Origin of the sequence: Streptomyces sp. 378, assembly GCF_030124145.1 — a bacterium.
Classification (GTDB): Bacteria; Actinomycetota; Actinomycetes; order Streptomycetales; family Streptomycetaceae; genus Streptomyces.
In genome coordinates this window covers 102,107-121,107 of record NZ_JASKMS010000026.1, presented here as the reverse complement: position 1 = coordinate 121,107, position 19,001 = coordinate 102,107, and the positions used below count along the sequence as shown (strand labels likewise).

15 protein-coding genes, 1 rRNA gene and 1 pseudogene are annotated in these 19,001 nt (G+C 73.1%); 13 read left to right on the top strand and 4 right to left on the bottom strand.

All coding sequences use genetic code 11. From position 1 onward, the window contains the following. Positions 1 to 2: 2 nt before the first annotated feature. From rrf to QNO09_RS29315, 3 genes and pseudogenes are all read left to right on the top strand, one after another. Positions 3 to 119, top strand: a 5S ribosomal RNA gene (gene rrf / locus QNO09_RS29325). Positions 120 to 438: 319 nt separating this feature from the next. Beyond that, positions 439 to 1,719, top strand: a pseudogene (locus QNO09_RS40070) (hypothetical protein); the annotation flags it as partial. 162 nt (positions 1,720 to 1,881) lie between these two features. After that, the gene (locus QNO09_RS29315) at positions 1,882 to 2,730 is read left to right on the top strand and encodes a tetratricopeptide repeat protein (protein ID WP_283973272.1); all 849 of its coding nucleotides are present in this window, start codon (positions 1,882 to 1,884) and stop codon (positions 2,728 to 2,730) included. A 91-nt stretch (positions 2,731 to 2,821) separates the two neighbouring features. Here QNO09_RS29315 and QNO09_RS29310 read toward each other — a convergent pair whose 3' ends face one another. Beyond that, positions 2,822 to 4,114: a DUF1015 domain-containing protein gene (locus QNO09_RS29310; RefSeq protein ID WP_283973268.1), complete on the bottom strand. Its 1,293-nt coding sequence runs from the start codon at positions 4,112 to 4,114 to the stop codon at positions 2,822 to 2,824. Between the two features lie 72 nt (positions 4,115 to 4,186). Here QNO09_RS29310 and QNO09_RS29305 point away from each other — a divergent pair, with 72 nt between their 5' ends. The 4 genes from QNO09_RS29305 to QNO09_RS29290 all read left to right on the top strand — a co-directional run bounded on the left by QNO09_RS29305 (position 4,187) and on the right by QNO09_RS29290 (position 8,266). Beyond that, positions 4,187 to 5,218: an HAD hydrolase-like protein gene (locus QNO09_RS29305; protein ID WP_283973267.1), complete on the top strand. Its 1,032-nt coding sequence runs from the start codon at positions 4,187 to 4,189 to the stop codon at positions 5,216 to 5,218. Between the two features lie 86 nt (positions 5,219 to 5,304). Further along, a complete protein-coding gene (locus QNO09_RS29300; protein ID WP_283973266.1) occupies positions 5,305 to 6,348 on the top strand; it encodes a FecCD family ABC transporter permease in 1,044 nt (347 codons plus the stop codon). Further along, the gene (locus QNO09_RS29295) at positions 6,345 to 7,382 is read left to right on the top strand and encodes a FecCD family ABC transporter permease (protein WP_283973265.1); all 1,038 of its coding nucleotides are present in this window, start codon (positions 6,345 to 6,347) and stop codon (positions 7,380 to 7,382) included. The genes QNO09_RS29300 and QNO09_RS29295 overlap by 4 nt, the downstream gene beginning before the upstream one ends. After that, positions 7,379 to 8,266, top strand: a complete 888-nt coding sequence (locus tag QNO09_RS29290) for an ABC transporter ATP-binding protein (RefSeq protein ID WP_283973264.1) — start codon at positions 7,379 to 7,381, stop codon at positions 8,264 to 8,266. The genes QNO09_RS29295 and QNO09_RS29290 overlap by 4 nt, the downstream gene beginning before the upstream one ends. Here QNO09_RS29290 and QNO09_RS29285 read toward each other — a convergent pair. After that, positions 8,250 to 8,597 carry a sterol-binding protein gene (locus QNO09_RS29285; protein ID WP_283973263.1) on the bottom strand — a complete coding sequence of 116 codons (348 nt, stop codon included), beginning with the start codon at positions 8,595 to 8,597 and terminating at the stop codon, positions 8,250 to 8,252. The two genes, QNO09_RS29290 and QNO09_RS29285, sit on opposite strands and share 17 nt — an antisense overlap. Before the next feature lie 42 nt (positions 8,598 to 8,639). Here QNO09_RS29285 and QNO09_RS29280 point away from each other — a divergent pair, with 42 nt between their 5' ends. From QNO09_RS29280 to QNO09_RS29260, 5 genes are all read left to right on the top strand, one after another. Then, a complete protein-coding gene (locus tag QNO09_RS29280) occupies positions 8,640 to 8,915 on the top strand; it encodes a hypothetical protein (protein WP_283973262.1) in 276 nt (91 codons plus the stop codon). A gap of 7 nt (positions 8,916 to 8,922) precedes the next feature. After that, positions 8,923 to 9,738 (top strand): TlyA family RNA methyltransferase, encoded by an 816-nt coding sequence (locus tag QNO09_RS29275; protein WP_283973261.1) that lies wholly within the window; start codon positions 8,923 to 8,925, stop codon positions 9,736 to 9,738. After that, complete coding sequence (locus QNO09_RS29270) at positions 9,735 to 10,640, top strand: NAD kinase (RefSeq protein WP_283973260.1); 906 nt, start codon at positions 9,735 to 9,737, stop codon at positions 10,638 to 10,640. Before QNO09_RS29275 ends, QNO09_RS29270 begins: the two co-directional genes overlap by 4 nt. A 319-nt stretch (positions 10,641 to 10,959) precedes the next feature. Continuing rightward, on the top strand, positions 10,960 to 12,678 hold the full coding sequence (gene recN / locus QNO09_RS29265; RefSeq protein WP_283973271.1) for a DNA repair protein RecN: 1,719 nt from the start codon (positions 10,960 to 10,962) through the stop codon (positions 12,676 to 12,678). A 224-nt stretch (positions 12,679 to 12,902) separates the two neighbouring features. Beyond that, a complete protein-coding gene (locus QNO09_RS29260; protein ID WP_283973259.1) occupies positions 12,903 to 14,045 on the top strand; it encodes a glycosyltransferase family 4 protein in 1,143 nt (380 codons plus the stop codon). A 6-nt stretch (positions 14,046 to 14,051) separates the two neighbouring features. Here QNO09_RS29260 and QNO09_RS29255 read toward each other — a convergent pair whose 3' ends face one another. Beyond that, complete coding sequence (locus QNO09_RS29255; RefSeq protein ID WP_283973258.1) at positions 14,052 to 15,695, bottom strand: PucR family transcriptional regulator; 1,644 nt, start codon at positions 15,693 to 15,695, stop codon at positions 14,052 to 14,054. A gap of 104 nt (positions 15,696 to 15,799) precedes the next feature. Between QNO09_RS29255 and QNO09_RS29250 the strand changes: the two genes are divergently transcribed. Continuing rightward, on the top strand, positions 15,800 to 16,756 hold the full coding sequence (locus tag QNO09_RS29250) for an LLM class F420-dependent oxidoreductase (RefSeq protein ID WP_283973257.1): 957 nt from the start codon (positions 15,800 to 15,802) through the stop codon (positions 16,754 to 16,756). A 21-nt stretch (positions 16,757 to 16,777) separates the two neighbouring features. Here the strand turns inward: QNO09_RS29250 and QNO09_RS29245 are convergent, their stop codons facing one another. Beyond that, positions 16,778 to 18,580, bottom strand: coding sequence for a glycoside hydrolase family 15 protein (locus QNO09_RS29245; protein WP_283973270.1), 1,803 nt, complete (start codon positions 18,578 to 18,580; stop codon positions 16,778 to 16,780). Positions 18,581 to 19,001 lie beyond the last annotated feature (421 nt).

Here is a 19,001-nt window from a genome sequence, read left to right as displayed (position 1 = left end):
GTTTCGGTGGTTATAGCGTAGGGGAAACGCCCGGTTACATTCCGAACCCGGAAGCTAAGCCTTACAGCGCCGATGGTACTGCAGGGGGGACCCTGTGGGAGAGTAGGACGCCGCCGAACAATCTTTGGAAGGACCCTTGGTCCCAGCGTTCAGCTGGGACCAAGGGTCCTTTTTGTTTTTGCAGTGCGCGCCGGGCACCCGGCTGCGCGAGAATGACTTGCGGTACCTAAGACAGGAGTCACCATGTCCACCAACTCCCCCGAGGACCGACCGGAGCGCGACCAGCGGCGACGGGAAGGGGACCGGAGCGACCGGAACGACCGCGGCGGTCAGCGCGGGGGTCGCGGAGACCGTGGAGGCTTCCGCCGCGACAACGATCGTGGCGGCAATGACCGTGGGAGCCACGTGCGTCGTGAAGGCGACCGTGGTGACCGTGGGGACCGTCCCGACCGTGGTGAGCGTGGTGGTTTCCGGCGTGACGACAACCGTGGCGGTGGCTTCGGCCGGCGCGACGACCGTGACCGCGGACCTCGTAGGGACGACCGTGATCGCGGTGGGTTCCGCCGTGACGACCGTGACAACCGTGGTGAGCGCCCGCCGTTCCGGCGTGACGACCGGGACGACCGTGGTGAGCGTCGGGATGACCGGGACCGTGGTGGTTTCCGGCGTGACGACAACCGTGGCGGTGGCTTCGGCCGGCGCGACGACCGTGACCGCGGACCTCGTAGGGACGACCGTGATCGCGGTGGGTTCCGCCGTGACGACCGTGACAACCGTGGTGAGCGCCCGCCGTTCCGGCGTGACGACCGGGACGACCGTGGTGAGCGTCGGGATGACCGGGACCGTGGTGGTTTCCGGCGTGACGACAACCGTGGCGGTGGCTTCGGCCGGCGCGACGACCGTGACCGCGGACCTCGTAGGGACGACCGTGATCGCGGTGGGTTCCGGCGTGACGACCGTGACAACCGTGGTGAGCGCCCGCCGTTCCGGCGTGACGACCGTGACAACCGTGGTGAGCGCCCGCCGTTCCGGCGTGACGACCGTGACAACCGTGGTGAGCGCCCGCCGTTCCGGCGTGACGACCGTGACAACCGTGGTGAGCGCCCGCCGTTCCGGCGTGACGACCGTGACAACCGTGGTGAGCGCCCGCCGTTCCGGCGTGACGACCGTGACAATCGCGGTGAGCGTCCCGCATTCCGCCGGGACGAGCGCCGCGACGACAGGCGTGATGACCGGCGTGGCGAGCGGCGCGAGAGTGACCGCGGCGGATTCCCCCGTCGCGATGACCGGGACCGCGGCGGTTTCCGTCGCGACGACAGTCGTGACCGCGGTTTCCGCGGTGACGACCGTGATCGCGGCCCCCGCGACGGCGACCGTGGTTTCCGTCGTGACGACCGTGATCGCGGCCCCCGCGACGGCGACCGTGGTTTCCGTCGTGACGACCGCGGTGGTTTCCGGGGCCGTGACGAGCGCCGTGACGAGCGCCGTGACGAGCGCCGTGGGGACGACCGCGGTGAGCGCGGCGGTGGCTTCCGGCGCGACGACGCCGGCCGGGGCGTGCGTCCCCCCTTCCGGCGTGAGGACGGCCCCCGCAGTGACCGTGGCGACTTCCGTCGGGACGACAACCGCGGCGACCGGGGCGGTGAGCGCGGTGGATTCCGTGGCCGTGACGGCCGTGACGGCCGTGACGGCCGTGACGGCCGCGACGACCGCGGTGGGCGCGGTCCCCGGCGTGACGACCGTGGTGAGCGCGGCGGCGGCTTCCGGCGCGACGGCGATCGGCGTGACGGCGACCGGGGCGGCTTCCGTGGCCGGGACGACCGGCGTGCCCCGGGCCGGTTCGGTGAGGAGCGCGAGCGGGACAGGGAGCCCATCAAGCGGCTGCCGATCCCCGAGGACGTCACGGGCGACGAGATCGACAAGGACGTACGGCAGGAGCTGCAGAGCCTGCCCAAGACGCTCGCGGAGGACGTCGCCAGGAACCTGGTGATGGTCGCGCGACTCCTCGATGAGGACCCCGAGGGCGCGTACGGCTACTCCAGGGTGGCACTGCGACTGGCGTCGCGAGTCGCCGCCGTTCGCGAGGCCGCCGGATTCGCCGCGTACGCCACCCAGAAGTACGGCGAGGCGCTGGCCGAATTCCGGGCCGCCAAGCGGATGACCGGGAACATCGACCTGTGGCCCGTCATGGCCGACTGCGAGCGTGGGCTCGGGCGGCCGGAAAAGGCGCTGGACATGGCCGGGGCGCCCGAGGTGCACAAGCTCGACAAGGCCGGTCAGGTCGAGATGCGGCTTGTCACGGCCGGTGCGCGGCGGGACCTGGGGCAGTTGGACGCGGCCATCGTGACGCTGCAGAGCCCCGAGCTGGCTGCGAACTCCGTGCAGCCGTGGACCGCGCGACTGCGGTACGCGTACGCCGACGCGCTGCTCGCCGCCGGGCGGGAGAACGAGGCGCGGGAGTGGTTCGCCAAGGCCGTCGAGGCCGACCGGGACGGCAGCACCGACGCCTCGGACCGGCTCGCCGAGCTGGACGGCGTGGAGTTCGTGGACGCCCTGGCCGAGGACGAGAACGAGGACCACGAGAACGAGGACCACGAGACCGGCGTCGTTCCGGCCTCCGCCTCGCCGGAGCCGGCCGAGGGTGAGCGCGACACGCACGAGCGCGACGAGATCGTGGACGACGAGATCGTGGTTGACGAGGACGACAAGGACGAGGACGACAAGGACTGACGTCCGTAGGTGAAGGGGCGGGATCCCGAGCCGTGAGGCCTCGGGGTCCCGCCCCTTTTCGTGCCCGGTTTGTGGTGTCCGGTCGGTCCGGTCAGAGGTCCAGCGCCCGCAGTACCAGTCCCGTGGCCGGTTTGGGGCCGAACGACGTGGACTTGCGGGGCATCGTCACGCCCTGGCGGGCCAGGTCGCGGACGACCTCCTCGCGGACCGGGTGCATCAGGACGGCCGTACCGCCGTCCCGTTCCGCCTTCTCGACCGTGGCGGCCGTGTCGTGGATGTAGGCGACGTGGGCGGGGGAGTCCTCGGAGATGCGCCAGACGTGCTCCAGGAGCGTGGCGTGCAGGACCGTCGCGTCCAGGGTGCGCCAGGCCGCGGGGCGGTCGGTGGGGATCGTACGGGTCAGGAGGTCCGGGTCCGGGCGGTCGACCAGGTGGAAGGCGCCGTCGCCGGCCAGCAGGAATGCGTTGCCGGCACACGCCGCGTCCGCCAGGGCGTTCAGGGCCTCGGCCAGCGGGACGTCGAGGCGGCGCACCCGGAAGTGGCCCTCCAGGGCGGCCACGGCATCACCGACCGGCAGGTCGTGCAGCAGGCGGTGGATGGCGCGGACCCGGAGGGGATAGCGGGCCGTGTCGACCAGCAGGACCAGGCCGTGGTCCCAGGGGCTGGGGGAGGGGTGCTCCGTGCGGAGGCGACGGTAGGTCGCCCAGCGGTGGTGGCCGTCGGCGATGAGGGCCTGGTGCCGGCCGAGGTCCCTCTGGATCGCGGCCAGGTCGTCGGGGTGGGTGACCGACCACAGGCGGTGGCGGAAGCCGTCCTCGGTGGTGGTGGCGAGGAGCGGGGGCCGGTCGGCGGTGCGCTCGATCAGGTCCGCCGTGGTGGTCGTCGAACCGTTGCCCCGGTAGGTGAGCAGGAGGGGTTCGAGGTTCGCGCAGGTGGCCCGCATCAGGGCCGCGCGGTCGGCGACGATGTGCGGCATGACGTCCTCGTGCGGCAGCACGACCTGCTCGACGGGGTCGGACACGCGCAGGGCGCCGATGATGCCGCGCTGCAGCATGCCGTTGCCGTCCTGCTGCTCGTAGACGTAGAGGCCCGGTTCCGGGTCGGTGGTCAGGACGCCCTCGGACAGCCAGCGGCGCAGGGTGTCCGCGGCCTGCTCGTTGCGGGCGCTGGGGGTGGCGGCCTGAGGGAGGATCAGGCGGACGATGTTGTACGGGTCGGCGGCCTCGAGGTGGTGCAGGCCGTCGGGGCGCACCACGACGTCGTACGGCGGAGATGTGACGGCGGCAAGGCTGCCGACCCGGTCGGGGTCGTAACGAAGGCCTCGGAACGGGGTGAGTTCCAGGCCTCGGTGCGTCGTTGCCTCCGAGTGACCTGCTGAGTTCATCCCGGCATCGTACGGCTGTCGGTGGCATGGGGGATGATCGGGGGAAAGCCGTCGAACGAGGAGCGATGCGGGATGAGCCGGAGCGCCAGGACGAGGCCCGAGGGCAGTGGGCAGGCCCTGAGTGAGGCGTACGACACGGCGCTGCTCGATCTGGACGGTGTCGTGTACGCGGGAGGTGAGGCGATCGCGTACGCGGTCGAGTCGCTGGCCGCGGCCCGGGAGGGCGGGATGCGTCTGGCGTATGTGACGAACAACGCGCTGCGTACTCCCGCCGCCGTGGCCGAGCATCTGACGGAGCTGGGGATACCGACCGGCGCGCAGGACGTCATCACCTCGGCGCAGGCGGTCGCGCGGCTGATCGGCGAACAGGTGCCGCGGGGCGCCCGGGTGCTGGTGATCGGCGGTGAGGGGCTGCGGGTCGCGCTGCGCGAGCGCGGGCTGGTGCCCGTGGAGTCGGCGGACGACGATCCGGCGGCGGTGGTGCAGGGGTTCGGCGGGCCGGATCTGCCGTGGGGCCGGTTCGCGGAGGCCTCCTACGCCGTGGCGCGCGGTGTGCCGTGGTTCGCGTCCAACACCGACCTGACGATCCCGAGCGGCCGTGGCATCGCGCCGGGCAACGGGGCCGCGGTGGAGGTCGTCCGGATCGCCACGGGGGCCGAGCCGCAGGTCGCGGGCAAGCCGCTGCCTCCGATGCACCGGGAGACCATTCTGCGCACCGGCGCGAAGCGGCCGCTGGTGGTGGGGGACCGGCTCGACACGGACATCGAGGGCGCGTTCAACGGGGAGGTCGACTCGCTGCTCGTCCTGACCGGTGTCACCGACGGCGCGCAGCTGCTGGCCGCGCCGCCGCAGCACCGGCCGACGTTCGTGGACGCCGATCTGCGCGGGATGCTCGGCGGTCAGCCGGACGTCGTCGAGGCGGGCGAGGGCGGGTTCCGGTGTGGTGGCTGGACGGCGAGGGCCGGCGCGGACCGGCTGGAGCTCGACGGGGAGGGCGAGGTTCTGGACGGGCTGCGGGCGCTGTGCGCCGTGGCGTGGACGGCCGCCGGTGAGGATGTGTGCGGGCTGGACGGGGGGAAGGCGCTCGCGCGGCTGGGCGTCTGAGTGTCTGTCAGTGCGCGCGCCGGGTGCCGAGGCGGAGCCGGGAAGCCGAATCTTGCTTGAATGCGAGGGTAGGCTAACCTAACTGCGTGTTGGTCGAGAGTCCCCCCGAACAGCGCGCGGAGACCGTCCCCGCGCCCTCGAACCGACGGGCGGTACGAGCCTTCGGGCTGCTTCTGTCCGTCGGGATCCTGGTGCTCGTCGCGCTGTCGAGTATCGCGATCGGAGCGAAGGAGCTGTCCCTGGGGCAGGTCTGGCACGGCTTGTTCGAGGACTCGGGGACCTACGGGGACGTCGTCGTCGCGGAGCGGGTGTCGCGGACCGTGCTCGGGCTGCTCGCCGGTGCCGCCCTCGGCCTGGCCGGGGCGGTGCTGCAGGCCCTCACGCGCAATCCGCTGGCCGACCCCGGACTGCTCGGCATCAACGCCGGTGCGTCCGCCGCGGTCGTCACGGCCATCACCTACTTCGGGGTCACCTCGCTCAGCGGCTATGTCTGGTTCGCGTTCTTCGGCGCGGCCGCGGTCGGGGCGCTGGTCTGGTTCCTCGGCGGCAGCCGGGGCGCGACACCGGTGCGGCTCGCCCTCGCCGGTACGGCGATCAGCGCCGCGCTGTACGGCTACCTCCAGGCCCTGATGATCATGGACGAGGCCGCACTCGGCAGGATGCGCTTCTGGACGGTCGGTTCGCTGGCCTCGGCGACCGACTCGACCATCACGCAGGTCCTGCCGTTCCTGCTGGCCGGTACGGTCCTCGCGCTCGCCCTGGCCCGGCCGCTCAACGCGATGGCCATGGGCGACGACACCGCCAAGGCCCTCGGCGCCGACCTCAACCGCACCCGGGCGCTGTCCATGCTGGCCGCGACCGTGCTGTGCGGGGCCGCGACCGCCGCCTGCGGGCCGATCGTGTTCGTCGGGCTGATGGTGCCGCACATCGTGCGCTCCTTCACCGGGCCCGACCTGCGCTGGATCCTGCCGTACGCGGCGATCCTGTCGCCCGTGCTGCTGCTCGGCGCCGACGTCATCGGCCGGATCGTCGCCCGGCCGTCGGAACTCCAGGTGGGCATCGTCACCGCCATCCTCGGCGGCCCGGTGTTCATCTTTCTCGTACGACGGCGGAGGACGGCGCAGCTGTGAAGACCACCCATCGTGCCGTGCGGACCGGCGGGCTCTCGATACGCCTGGACGTGCGGGCCGTCACCGTCGTGCTCCTGCTGCTCGTCGCGGCGCTCGCGGCGAGTGTCGTGCTCATCGGTACCGGCGACTTCCCCATCCCGGCCGCCGACGTGCTGCGGACGCTGGTCGGCGAGGGCAACCCGGGCCAGGAGTTCATCGTCAACGAGTTGCGGCTGCCGCGGGTTCTGGTCGGGCTGCTGGTCGGCGCCTCGCTCGGACTGGGCGGCGCGCTGTTCCAGGCCATCTCCCGCAACCCGCTGGGCAGTCCGGACGTGCTCGGCCTCGGGCAGGGGGCGACGGCCGGCGCGCTCGTGGTGATCGTGCTGACCTCGGGGACCGCCAACCAGGTCACCGTCGGCGCGCTGGTGGGCGGCCTGGTGACCGGGCTCGCCATCTACGTGCTCGCCTGGAAGCGGGGCGTGCACGGCTACCGGCTGGTCCTGGTCGGCATCGGCGTCTCCGCCATCGTCACGGCGGTCAACGGCTATCTGCTGACCAAGTCCGACATCGTGGACGCGGCCCGCGCGGTCGTGTGGATGACCGGCTCCCTCGACGGCCGTGACTGGGACCAGGTGTGGCCACTGCTCGCGCTGACCGCGGTGCTGGTTCCGCTCGTCCTCGTCAACGCGCGTGGGCTGCGGATGATGGAGATGGGCGACGACGTGTCGTACGCCCTCGGGGTGCGGGTCGAGCGGGTGCGGCTGCTGCTCATGGTGGCGGCGGTGCTGCTCACCGCCTCCGCCACCGCCGCGGCCGGTCCCGTCAGCTTCGTCGCCCTCACCGCGCCGCAGCTGGCCCGGCGCCTGACCCGCTCGCCCGGTCCGAACCTGCTGCCCTCGCTGTGCATGGGCGCCGCCCTGCTCGTCGTCGCCGACTGGGTCTCGCAGCGGGCGTTCGGCTCCGAGCAACTGCCCGTGGGCGTGGTCACCGGCGTGCTCGGCGGGGTCTACCTGCTGTGGCTGCTGGTCAGCGAGCGCAGGGCGGGCCGGATATGAGCACCGGTGCGGAGAAGAGCACCGGCAGCGGACTGAACAACCAAGGGAGCCCAGTGAACCGCCTGTCCACCGAGAAGGTCACCCTCGCCTACGACCAGCGGGTCATCGCCGAGCAGCTGTCGGTGGAGATACCCGACCAGTCGTTCACGGTGATCGTCGGCCCCAACGCATGCGGCAAGTCGACGCTGCTGCGGGCGCTGTCGCGGATGCTCAAGCCGAGCGAGGGCCGGGTGCTGCTCGACGGGCAGGTCATCCAGTCGATGCCCGCGAAGAAGGTCGCGCGGACCCTCGGCCTGCTGCCCCAGTCGTCCGTCGCGCCCGACGGCATCACCGTCGCCGACCTGGTCGGCCGCGGCCGCTACCCGCACCAGGGCATCCTGCGCCAGTGGTCCGCGGACGACGAGTGGGTCGTCCAGGAGTCCATGCGGCAGACCGGTGTCGCCGAACTCGGTGACCGTTACGTCGACGAGCTCTCGGGCGGGCAGCGCCAGCGCGTGTGGATCGCCATGGCGCTGGCCCAGCAGACACCGCTGCTGCTGCTCGACGAACCGACGACCTTCCTGGACATCCAGCACCAGATCGACGTACTGGACCTGTGCGCGGAGCTGCACGAGGAGCAGGGGCGCACGCTCGTCGCAGTGCTGCACGACCTGAACCACGCCGCCCGCTACGCCACCCACCTCATCGCCCTGCGCGAGGGCCGGGTCGTCGCCGAGGGGGCCCCGAAGGACATCGTCACGGCGGCACTGGTCGAGGAGGTCTTCGGACTGCGCTGCCAGGTCATCGACGACCCGGAGACGGGCACGCCGCTGGTCGTGCCGGCGGCGCGCAAGACCCGCGCTCAGGGCACGGGCGGCAAGGTCGCGGCTACAGGAGCTTCCTGAGCTGCAACAGGTCCCGCACCCCCGCGTGCAGCCTGACCCGGCCGGAGCCCCAGGCCTTGGCGAAGTTCAGCTCGCCGCCGACCAGGGCGACCAGGTCGTCGCCGGTCATGGCGAGTCTGATCTCGGCCCTGCCGGGTGGCGGCCCCGGCACGGTGTCGTGCACGTCGATCCGCCCGCCGCGCATGCGGCCGACGAAGGTGATGTCGAGGTCCGTGATGTGGCAGCTCACCGAGCGGTCCAGGGCCGCGGCGTCGCGGACGTCCCCTTCGGCGCGCTGCATGTTGTCCGAGAGTTTGTCGAGTGCGCTGCGGCACTCCTCGATCGTGGCCATCGCGGTCGACGGTACCGCAGCGGTTCGCGGTAGCGTCGGGGCATGGACGACGCAGTTCCCGAGCCCCCGCCGGTGGCGGAGGAAGAGCCGGCGCACGACCCCGCCGCACCGGCCCCCCTGAACGTGCCGCGCACGCCCACCGGTGACGCCGCTGTGGACGCGGCCCTGGACCGGCTCGGCGACGCCGACCACCTCGCCACGGACGGGCACATCGAGGTGTACGAGGATGTACACCGGGGGCTGCGTGACGCGCTCACCGCGCTCGACGTACGCCCGGGACCCCCGGTGCCCCCGACACCGCCTGGACCTAGGAGCTGAACCGAACGTGGCAGGAGTCGCACGCCGCCGTCTGGACGCGGAGCTGGTCCGCCGGAAGCTCGCGCGTTCGCGTGAGCACGCCGGCCAGCTGATCGCCGCCGGACGCGTCTCCGTCGGCAAGACCGTCGCGACCAAACCCGCCACGCAGGTGGAGACCGCGGTCGCGATCGTGGTGGCCCAGGACGACGGCGACCCCGACTACGTCTCCCGGGGCGGCCACAAGCTCGCCGGGGCGCTCGCCGTCTTCGGGCCGCGGGGGCTGCCCGTCGAGGGGCGCAGGGCGCTCGACGCGGGCGCGTCCACCGGCGGTTTCACCGACGTCCTGCTGCGGGCGGGCGCCGCCCACGTCGTCGCCGTGGACGTCGGATACGGACAGCTCGCGTGGTCCCTCCGGAAGGATGAACGCGTCACCGTCAAGGACCGTACGAACGTACGCGAGTTGACGCTTGAAGCGATCGATGGGGAGCCAGTGGATCTTGTCGTGGGGGATCTGTCCTTCATCCCGCTCGGGCTGGTCCTGCCCGCCCTGGTGCGGTGTGTGAAACCGGACGCCGACCTGGTGATGATGGTCAAGCCGCAGTTCGAGGTGGGCAAGGAGCGGCTGGGCAGCGGGGGAGTGGTACGCAGCACCGAGCTGCGCGCCGAGGCGGTACGGGGGGTGGCCGAGAAGGCCTGGGGGCTGGGGCTCGGGGTGAAGGGTGTGACGGCCAGTCCGCTGCCCGGGCCGTCGGGGAATGTCGAATACTTCTTGTGGCTGCGGGCCGGGGCACCGGAACCGGACCCGGCCGACGTTGACCGTGCAGTGGCGGAGGGGCCGCGTTGACCGAGAACCGAGCTCGTACTGTTTTCCTGCTCGCCCACACGGGGCGGCCCGCCGCCGTGCGCAGTGCCGAGCTCGTGGTGAAAGGGCTGCTGCGCTCCGGGCTGGGCGTGCGCGTCCTGGCGGCCGAGGCGCGCGACCTGCCGCTGCCGGCGGAGGTGGAGCTGGTCAAGGAGGCCACTCCGCAGTGCCTCGACGGGTGTGAGCTGCTCATCGTGCTGGGCGGCGACGGCACGCTGCTGCGCGGTGCCGAGTTCGCGCGGGCGTCGGGTGTGCCGATGCTGGGCGTCAACCTCGGGCGTGTCGGGTTCCTCGCGGAGGCCGAGCGGGACGACCTCGACAAGGTTGTCGACCGGGTGGTGACCAAGGCGTACGAGGTCGAGGAGCGGATGACCGTCGACGTCGTGGTGCACCGCAACGGGGACATCGTGCACACGGACTGGGCGCTGAACGAGGCGGCCGTGCAGAAGGTGTCCGCCGAGCGGATGCTGGAGGTCGTCCTGGAGATCGACGGGCGGCCGGTGACGGGGTTCGGCTGTGACGGGATCGTGTGCGCGACGCCGACGGGGTCGACGGCGTACGCGTTCTCCGCGGGCGGGCCGGTGGTGTGGCCGGAGGTCGAGGCGCTGCTGATGGTGCCCATCTCCGCGCACGCGCTGTTCGCGAAGCCGCTCGTGACATCGCCGGATTCCGTGTTGGCTGTGGAGGTTCTGCCGCACGTTCCGCCGGGTGTGCTGTGGTGTGACGGGCGGCGGACCGTGGAGCTGCCGCCGGGGGCGAGGGTGGAGGTGCGGCGGGGAGCCGTGCCGGTGCGGCTGGCCCGGCTGCACCATGCTTCGTTCACGGACCGGCTGGTGGCGAAGTTCGCGCTGCCCGTTTCCGGGTGGCGGGGGGCTCCGCACTAGTGTCCCGCGCCGGAAGTTCCTAGGTAGTTCCCGCTGAGCTGCGGACGGTCAACGCCCCTGGTCGGCGGCGAGAATCCGACCGCCGAGACGAGACAGATCTACCGACGGATTTCTGGCGCAGCACACTAGCGGGCCGAGGGGGGTGGTCGCGGCGCGTCGGCGGGTGCGGGTGGATTGTGGTTGTTCGCGCCCACGCGGCGGAGCCGCACATTGATACAGCCCCGCGCCCCTGGGCCCGGTCCACTCGCGTGGGTGACAGGGGTGGGGAGGTCGCACTTCTCCGTCCCGACCTCGTAAGGTCGTGTCCGTGTTGGAGGAGATGCGGATACGGTCGCTGGGCGTGATCGACGATGCTGTCGTCGAGCTGTCGCCCGGGTTCACCGCGGTCACCGGTGAGACGGGTGCGGGCAAGACCATGGTGGTCACCAGCCTGGGGTTGCTGCTGGGCGGGCGGGCCGACCCTGCGCTCGTGCGGATCGGGGCCGGCAAGGCGGTCGTGGAGGGGCGGATCACCGTCCCCCGGGACGCCGCGGCCGCGGTGCGTGCCGAGGAGGCCGGGGCCGAGCTCGACGACGGGGCCCTGCTGATCAGCCGTACCGTTTCCGCCGAGGGGCGCTCACGGGCGCACCTGGGCGGACGCAGCGTGCCCGTGGGCGTGCTGGCCGAACTCGCCGACGAGCTGGTGGCCGTGCACGGGCAGACCGACCAGCAGGGGCTGCTCAAGCTGTCCCGGCAGCGGCAGGCGCTCGACCGGTACGCGGGCGACGCGGTCGCCGGGCCGCTGGCCAAGTACGGCGAGGCGTACAAGCGGCTGCGGGCCGTCTCCACCGAGCTCGACGAGATCACCACCCGGGCGCGCGAGCGGGCCCAGGAGGCCGATCTGCTGCGTTTCGGGCTCGACGAGATCGCCGCCGTGGAACCCCGTGCGGGTGAGGACGTGGAGCTGGCCGAGGAGGCCGAGCGGCTGGGGCACGCCGAGGCGCTGGCGTCCGCCGCCGCGGCCGCGCACGCCGCCCTCGCGGGCAACCCCGAGGACCCGGAGGGCGTCGACGCCGGGACGCTCGTCGCGGGCGCCCAGCGGGCCCTGGACGCCGTACGGTCGCACGACCCGGCGCTGGCCACGCTCGCCGACCGCATCGGGGAGATCGGGATCCTGCTGCGCGACGCGGCCGGCGACCTCGCGGGATACGCCGACGACCTGGACGCCGATCCGCTGCGGCTGTCGGCCGTCGAGGAGCGGCGGGCCGCGCTGACCGGACTGACGCGGAAGTACGGCGAGGACATCGCCACCGTGCTGGCCTGGGCCGAGCAGAGTGCCGCCCGGCTGACCGAACTCGACGGTGACGACGAGCGGATCGGGGAGCTGACCGCCGAGCGGGACGCGCTGCGGTCCGAACTGGGCGGTCTGGCACAAGCCTTGACCGACGCCCGGGCGGAGGCCGCCGAGCGGTTCGCCGCCGCCGTGACCGCCGAGCTGGCCTCGCTCGCCATGCCGCACGCGCGCGTGTCCTTCGACATCCGGCAGACCGAGGACCCGGAGGGCGTCGAGGTCGGCGGGCGTCCGGTCGCCTACGGGCCCGCGGGCGCCGACGAGGTCGAGCTGCTGCTGGCCCCGCACCCGGGCGCGCCGCCCCGGCCGATCGCCAAGGGCGCGTCCGGCGGTGAGCTGTCGCGGGTGATGCTGGCCGTGGAGGTCGTGTTCGCCGGGACGGATCCCGTGCCCACCTACCTCTTCGACGAGGTCGACGCCGGAGTCGGTGGCAAGGCGGCGGTCGAGATCGGCCGGCGGCTCGCGCGGCTGGCGAAGACCGCACAGGTCGTGGTGGTGACGCATCTGCCGCAGGTGGCCGCCTTCGCCGACCGGCAGCTGCTGGTCGAGAAGACCAACGACGGGTCCGTGACCCGCTCCGGCGTCAAGGTCCTGGAAGGGGAGGAGCGGGTCCGCGAACTGTCCCGCATGCTCGCCGGCCAGGAGGACTCGGAGACGGCCCGGGCGCACGCGGAGGAGTTGCTGGCGACGGCAAGGGCGGACGGTTAGCCGGGGCGACGCCACCGGCGGGGGTGTCGGCAGGGAACGGGCGGGTCGCCCAAGTTCACTCGTGTGGGTGACTCGGCCCGGCGCATTCCCCCGGTGCCGCGCCCCGCTGCCCGGCCGCCGGCGTTCCGGCGTTCCCGGAACCCCCGTCTGTCCTGGCATCCTTGGCGGAGTACGCGTGCGAAACCGCGTCGTGACCGCCCGACCCGAACCAGGAGCCCGGCCACGTGACCCCCGTGAGCAGCCACGCACCGCATGGCCAGTTGCCGCTGCGCACCGTGCAGGTGCTGGGCGGAGGCAACGCCGCCAGCAGTGCGCATGTGCGCTCGCTGGCCGCGGGGCTCGTCGCGCGGGGCGTGAAAGTCACGGTGTGCGCCCCCTATGAGGCGGACCGCGCCTATGACTTCGGTGGAGTCGGCGCCGACCACGTGCATGTGCCGCGCAGCAGCGACCCGGTGTCGGTGGCGGCCCTGCGGGCGGCCTGCGCCCACGCCGATCTGGTGCACGCGCACGGGCTGCACGCCTCCTTCCGTACCGTGCTCGCCCTCAGCGGGCGGCGCGTACGCACGCCGCTGGTCGTGACGTGGCACGACCGGGCGCACGTCGACGGTGCGCGGGCCCACCTGCTGCGGGTGCTCGAGCGGAGGGTCGTGAAGGCGTCCACCGTGGTGCTGGGCACGACCTCGGCGCTCGTGGACCGGGCCCGGCTCACCGGCGCGCGGGACGCCCGGCTCGCGGCCGTCGCGCTGCCCGGCTCCCGCAGGCCCCCGGAGCCCGACGACCCCGATCGGCGGCGGCCCAAGGCGCGCGCCGAACTGGGCGCCATCGGACGGCCGCTGCTGATGGCCGTCGGCTCCCTGGACCAGCACCGCGGATACGACGTACTGCTGGACGCCGCGCGCGCCTGGCGCCGGCTCGACCCCCTGCCCCTGGTCGTGATCGCCGGGGAGGGGCCGCTGCGTGGTGAACTCCAGGCACGGATCGAGGAGGAGGGACTGCCGGTCCGGCTCATCGGGCGGCGCGACGACATCACGGACCTGCTCGCCGCCGCCGACCTCGCCCTGCTGCCGAGCCGCTGGGAGGCCCGCTCCGTCCTCGCCCAGGAGGCCCTCCACGCGCGCGTGCCGCTCGTCGCCACGGAGGTCGGCGGCATCCCCGAACTGGTCGGCGACGCCGCCGAACTCGTCCCGTACGGGGACGCGAAGGCCTTCGCCGACGCCGTCGTCGGGCTGCTCGGCGACCGGACGCGCCGGGAACTGCTGATTGCCAGGGGCGCCCGGCAGGCCGCCACCTGGCCGACTGAGGACGAGACGGTCGCACAGGTCCTGAGCGTCTACGACGAGTTGACCCAGCCGAGGCCGCTGCCTTGAAGGCCCCTACGGCACGTGCCGGCGGGCCCGCAGAGCCAGGCTCAGGGCCAGGACCGTCTGCGGGTCGTCGAGGTCCGTGCCCAGCAACTCCCCGATGCGTGCCAGGCGGTTGTAAAGGGTCTGCCGGTTCAGGTGCAGCTCCCGGGCCGTCTCCGCCTTGCGGCCCGCGTGGGCGAGATACGTCGTGAGCGTGGGCAGCAGCGCCGGCCGGGAGCGGCGGTCGTGCTCCAGGAGCGGGCCGAGAGCGCGGTCGACGAAGGCCGCCAGGTCCGGCTGGTCACGCAGCCGCCACAGCAGCAGGTCGATGTCGAGGCTCCGGGCGTCGTACCAGGGCCGGTCCGGCAGGCCCTGGGCCGCCGTGGCCGTCTCGGCCGCGTGCCGCAGGCCCGAGGCCGCCGCCGTCCAGCCCCCGGCCAGGCCCACGACCACCACGGGCGGCTGCCCGCCCGGCCGCGGCATCCCGGCCCGGCCCACCCCCGCCCGCAGCGCCGCCGCCACCCGGTCCGCGACCGTCTCCCGCTCCGGCTCCGCGCGCAGGCCGAGCAGCACCAGCACCCGGCCCTCCACCGGCCGCACCCCCAGCAGCACCGGCACGCCCAGCGACGCCAGTTCCTCCGAGATCGCCCGCGCCGGCACCGCCCAGCCCCCGCCCGAGGACAGGGCGTCCCCGAGCCGCATGACCACCGGCAGCAGCGGGCCCTCTCCCGGCCGGAAGCCCAGCACGCGTGCCTGCGCCGGGGCGTCCTCGGCCGTGATCCGGCCCTCGGCGAGGTCGGTGAGGAAGTCGCCGCGTCCACGCGCCGCCAGTTCCTCCTCCTGGCGGGCCTGCATCAGCACCACGGCCAGGATGCCCGCGGCCCGCTCGGCCGCCATCCGGTGCACCGGCGCCGGCGCGGACCGCACGGGCAGCAGCACAAGCCGTGCCCGGACGCCGCCACTGCCCGGCCCGCCGCCCGGCACGTCCACCAGGACCGAACCCGCCGGCGGCGGTTCCTCCTTGTGCCGGCCCCGCAGCCCTTCCCACACCTGGAGCGGGTCCGCGCCCTCGGGGCCGGCCCCCGCCGCGTACAGCAACTGCCCGTCCGCCGTCTCCAGGAACACCGGGTTGCCGGCGAAGTCGGCCAGGATGCCGAGCACTTGGGGCACTCCGCCGCCCCCCAGCACGGCCTGCGTGCACCGCCGGTGCACCTCCTCGGCCCGCTGCAGGAGGGCGTAGTGGCCGTTGACGATCTCGGTGTGGACCTCCTCCGTGACCGTGACGAACGGCACCTCGCGGTGCAGCTGGACCAGCGGCAGCCCGGCCGCGCGTGCCGTGTCGACCAGGGCCGCGGGCAGCCGGGTGAAACGCGGACCCAGCTCCACGACCAGGGCCGCGATGCCGCGCTCGGCCAGGGTGCGCACGAACGCCCGCTGCTCGGCGGGGCGGGTGCCGAGGCCGTAGCCGGTGGTCAGCAGCAGCTCGCCGCCCTTCAGCAGGGAGGCGATGTGCGGCACCTCCCCGGCGTGCACCCAGCGCACGGTCCGCCCGAGCCGCTCGGCTCCCGCCAGCACCTCGGGCAGCCCACTGCGCAGCCCCGGCAGCTCCAGCGCCCGCCGCACGGTGATCCCCGCGCCCTGGCTGTCGTGATCGCTGTCCGTCGCGCTGTCCATGTGCCGGACGCTACCCGCGCGGGTGCCTCGCGGGCATCTCCGGAGGGACACGAGGACGATCACGCCCTGGAATACCCGGTCAGCGACCGGGTATCGGCGTCCTCGTGGACTTGAGCGTGGTCGCGGTGGGGCGAGAGGACGACAGTCCGGTCGAGGAGCCGTTGCGGGTCGCGGTGCTCGCCGACCGGCTCGGCTACCGGGAGGTGTGGGCGGGCGAGGGACCGACGTGGGACTCGTTCGTCCTGGCGGCGGCGATCGGCGCGACCACGGAGCAGGTCGCGCTGACCGCCGGGCCCGTGCCGGTGTCGGTGCGCGACCCGCTCACCATCGTGCGGGGCGCCGCCTCCACCGCGGCCGTCACCGGCCGGCCCGTCGGCGTGGCCCTGGGCACCTCCAGCAGGCGGGTCGTCGAAGGCGTGCACGGCCGGCCGCGGACCCGGCCCGCCGCCGCCCTCGCGGAGTCGGCGGCGGCCGTACGGGCGCTGATGCACAGCGTGCCGGGCGAGCCGATCGTGCCCGGCAGCGCCTTTCCGCGCCGGCTGCCGCCGCCCGGTGGCACGCTCACCGTCGCGGCGTTCGGGGAACGGGCGGTCGCCGCGGCCGTCGCGCACGCCGACCGGATGCTGCTCGATGTCGTCTCGCCCGAGCAGGTCCGCATGCTGCGGGACCGGATGCTCTCCGCCGCCGGGAAGGCGGGCCGCACGCCGCCGCGGCTGACCGCGTGGCTGCCCGCCGCCGTGGACCCGGACCCGGAGTCGCTCACCCAGGTCCTGCGCAGCGTCGTGGGATACCTCGCCGTCCCGGGCTACAGCGACATGTTCGTCGACGCCGGGTTCGCCGAGGTCGTCGAGCTGGCGGCCAAGGGCGCCGACCCGGACACCCTGCTGAGGGCGCTGCCGCCCGAGGCCGCCGGCACGGTCGCCCTGGTCGGCGACGCCGACACCGTCCGCGCCCGTATCGCCGCCTACGCCGAGGCCGGACTCGACGAGATCGCGCTCGTCCCGGCCACGGCGGGCGATCCCGCGGGGGAGCGCACGCTCACGGTCCTCAGGCCGCGATGACACCCCCGCGGGCCGCCCCGCTCAGCCGCCGTACGCGCCCGAGGCCGTCAGGCGCAGCGCCGTGTCGATGAGCGGCACGTGGCTGAACGCCTGCGGGAAGTTGCCCACCTGACGCTGCAGCCGCGGGTCCCACTCCTCGGCCAGCAGGCCGAGGTCGTTGCGCAGGGACAGCAGCTTCTCGAACAGCTTGCGGGCCTCGTCCACGCGGCCGATCATCGCCAGGTCGTCGGCCATCCAGAACGAGCAGGCCAGGAACGCGCCCTCGTCACCGGGCAGGCCGTCCACGCCCTCGTCGCCGCCCGAGGTCGGGTAGCGCAGGATGAAGCCGTCCGGCGTGGACAGCTCACGCTGGATCGCCTCGATGGTGCCGATGACCCGCTTGTCGTCCGGCGGCAGGAAGCCCACCTGCGGGATCAGCAGCAAGGAGGCGTCCAGCTCCTTCGAGCCGTACGACTGCGTGAAGGTGTTGCGCTCCTTGTCGTAGCCCTTGTCGCACACGTCCCGGTGGATGTCGTCGCGCAGCTCGCGCCAGCGCTCCAGCGGGCCGTCCGCGTCGCCGGACTCGATGAGCTTGATCGTGCGGTCGACCGCGACCCAGGCCATCACCTTGGAGTGCACGAAGTGGCGGCGCGGGCCGCGCACCTCCCAGATGCCCTCGTCCGGCTCCTGCCAGTGGTCCTCCAGGTAGCGGATCAGCTTCAGCTGGAGCAGCGCGGCGTAGTCGTTGCGCGCGAGACCCGTCATGTGGGCCAGGTGCAGGGCCTCGGTGACCTCGCCGTAGACGTCCAGCTGGAGCTGGTGCGCCGCGCCGTTGCCGACCCGGACGGGGCCGGAGCTCTCGTAGCCCGGCAGCCAGTCCAGCTCCGCCTCGCCCAGCTCGCGCTCGCCGGCGATGCCGTACATGATCTGCAGGTTCTCCGGGTCGCCGGCGACGGCCCGCAGCAGCCACTCGCGCCAGGCGCGGGCCTCCTCGCGGTAGCCGGTCCGCAGCAGCGAGGACAGCGTGATCGCCGCGTCGCGCAGCCAGGTGTAGCGGTAGTCCCAGTTGCGGACGCCGCCGATGTCCTCCGGCAGGGAGGTGGTCGGCGCGGCGACGATGCCGCCGGTCGGGGCGTACGTCAGGGCCTTCAGCGTGATCAGCGACCGGACCACGGCCTCCCGGTAGGGGCCGTGGTACGTACAGTGGTCGACCCACTCGCGCCAGAAGTCCTCCGTCGCCTCCAACGACTGCTCCGGCTCGGGCAGCGGCGGCGGCTCCTTGTGCGAGGGCTCCCAGGAGATCGTGAACGCGATCCGCTCGCCCGGCGCGACCGTGAAGTCCGCGTACGTCGTCAGCGACTTGCCGTACGTCTCCGCGGATGTGTCGAACCACACGGAGTCGGGACCCGCGACGGCCACCGTGCGCCCCTCGTGCTTGTGCACCCACGGCACCACCCGGCCGTAGGAGAACCGCATCCGCAGCGCGGAGCGCATCGGCACCCGGCCCGAGACGCCCTCCACGATCCGGATCAGCTGCGGGGCGCCGTCACGCGGCGGCATGAAGTCGGTCACCCGGACCGTGCCCCGCTGGGTGTCCCACTCGGACTCCAGGATCAGCGAGTCGCCCCGGTAGCTGCGCCGCGCCGCGGTGGGCGGCTCCTGGTCGGAGGCGTACGCGGGACCGAGCCGCCAGAACCCGTGTTCCTCGGTGCCCAGCAGGCCGGCGAAGATGGCGTGCGAGTCGAAGCGGGGCAGGCACAGCCAGTCGACTGTCCCGTCCCGGCAGACCAGGGCAGCGGTCTGCATGTCTCCGATGAGTGCGTAATCTTCGATGCGCCCGGCCACGTGCAACTCCAGTCGAACGGCCACGTCACCCCGCAAGGGGGCTGTCGCTAGTGCGGTCAAGGGGGGTTTCAGCAGGTCTTGCAATGCGTCGTTGAGCGATGAAGCAAAACAGGTCACTCAGCCGTGATGCAAAGCGCCAATTGTTGCTCAACGAACTGACGAGCTCACGTTGTTCCGGTGGTTACGGGCGGGGGGTGGTGCCGTTGGGCCGGACGGGCTCGGCAGCGAGTGTCCGAGCAGGATACGACGCACGCGGGTGATCCGGGTGCCCGTCCAGGCAAGGCGGGTACGCCGAACGAGTGAGCAGCGGGTGAGGGGCCGGTGACGATGACCGTCTCCGTGTCGGAATGTGTGCGGAGCGTGGCCGGAAGCCGTCCCCCCGCGGCGCTGATACGCTGGTAGCCCGTGGACCGGTGGGCCC

Bases quoted from the DNA above. Each gene is read 5' to 3' on its own strand.
- recN (WP_283973271.1), top strand. From the start codon at position 10,960: ATGCGGATACGGTCGCTGGGCGTGATCGACGATGCTGTCGTCGAGCTG.
- QNO09_RS29280 (WP_283973262.1), top strand. From the start codon at position 8,640: ATGGACGACGCAGTTCCCGAGCCCCCGCCGGTGGCGGAGGAAGAGCCG.
- QNO09_RS29290 (WP_283973264.1), top strand. From the start codon at position 7,379: ATGAGCACCGGTGCGGAGAAGAGCACCGGCAGCGGACTGAACAACCAA.
- QNO09_RS29310 (WP_283973268.1), bottom strand. From the start codon at position 4,114: ATGAACTCAGCAGGTCACTCGGAGGCAACGACGCACCGAGGCCTGGAA.
- QNO09_RS29285 (WP_283973263.1), bottom strand. From the start codon at position 8,597: ATGGCCACGATCGAGGAGTGCCGCAGCGCACTCGACAAACTCTCGGAC.
- QNO09_RS29305 (WP_283973267.1), top strand. From the start codon at position 4,187: ATGAGCCGGAGCGCCAGGACGAGGCCCGAGGGCAGTGGGCAGGCCCTG.
- QNO09_RS29255 (WP_283973258.1), bottom strand. From the start codon at position 15,695: ATGGACAGCGCGACGGACAGCGATCACGACAGCCAGGGCGCGGGGATC.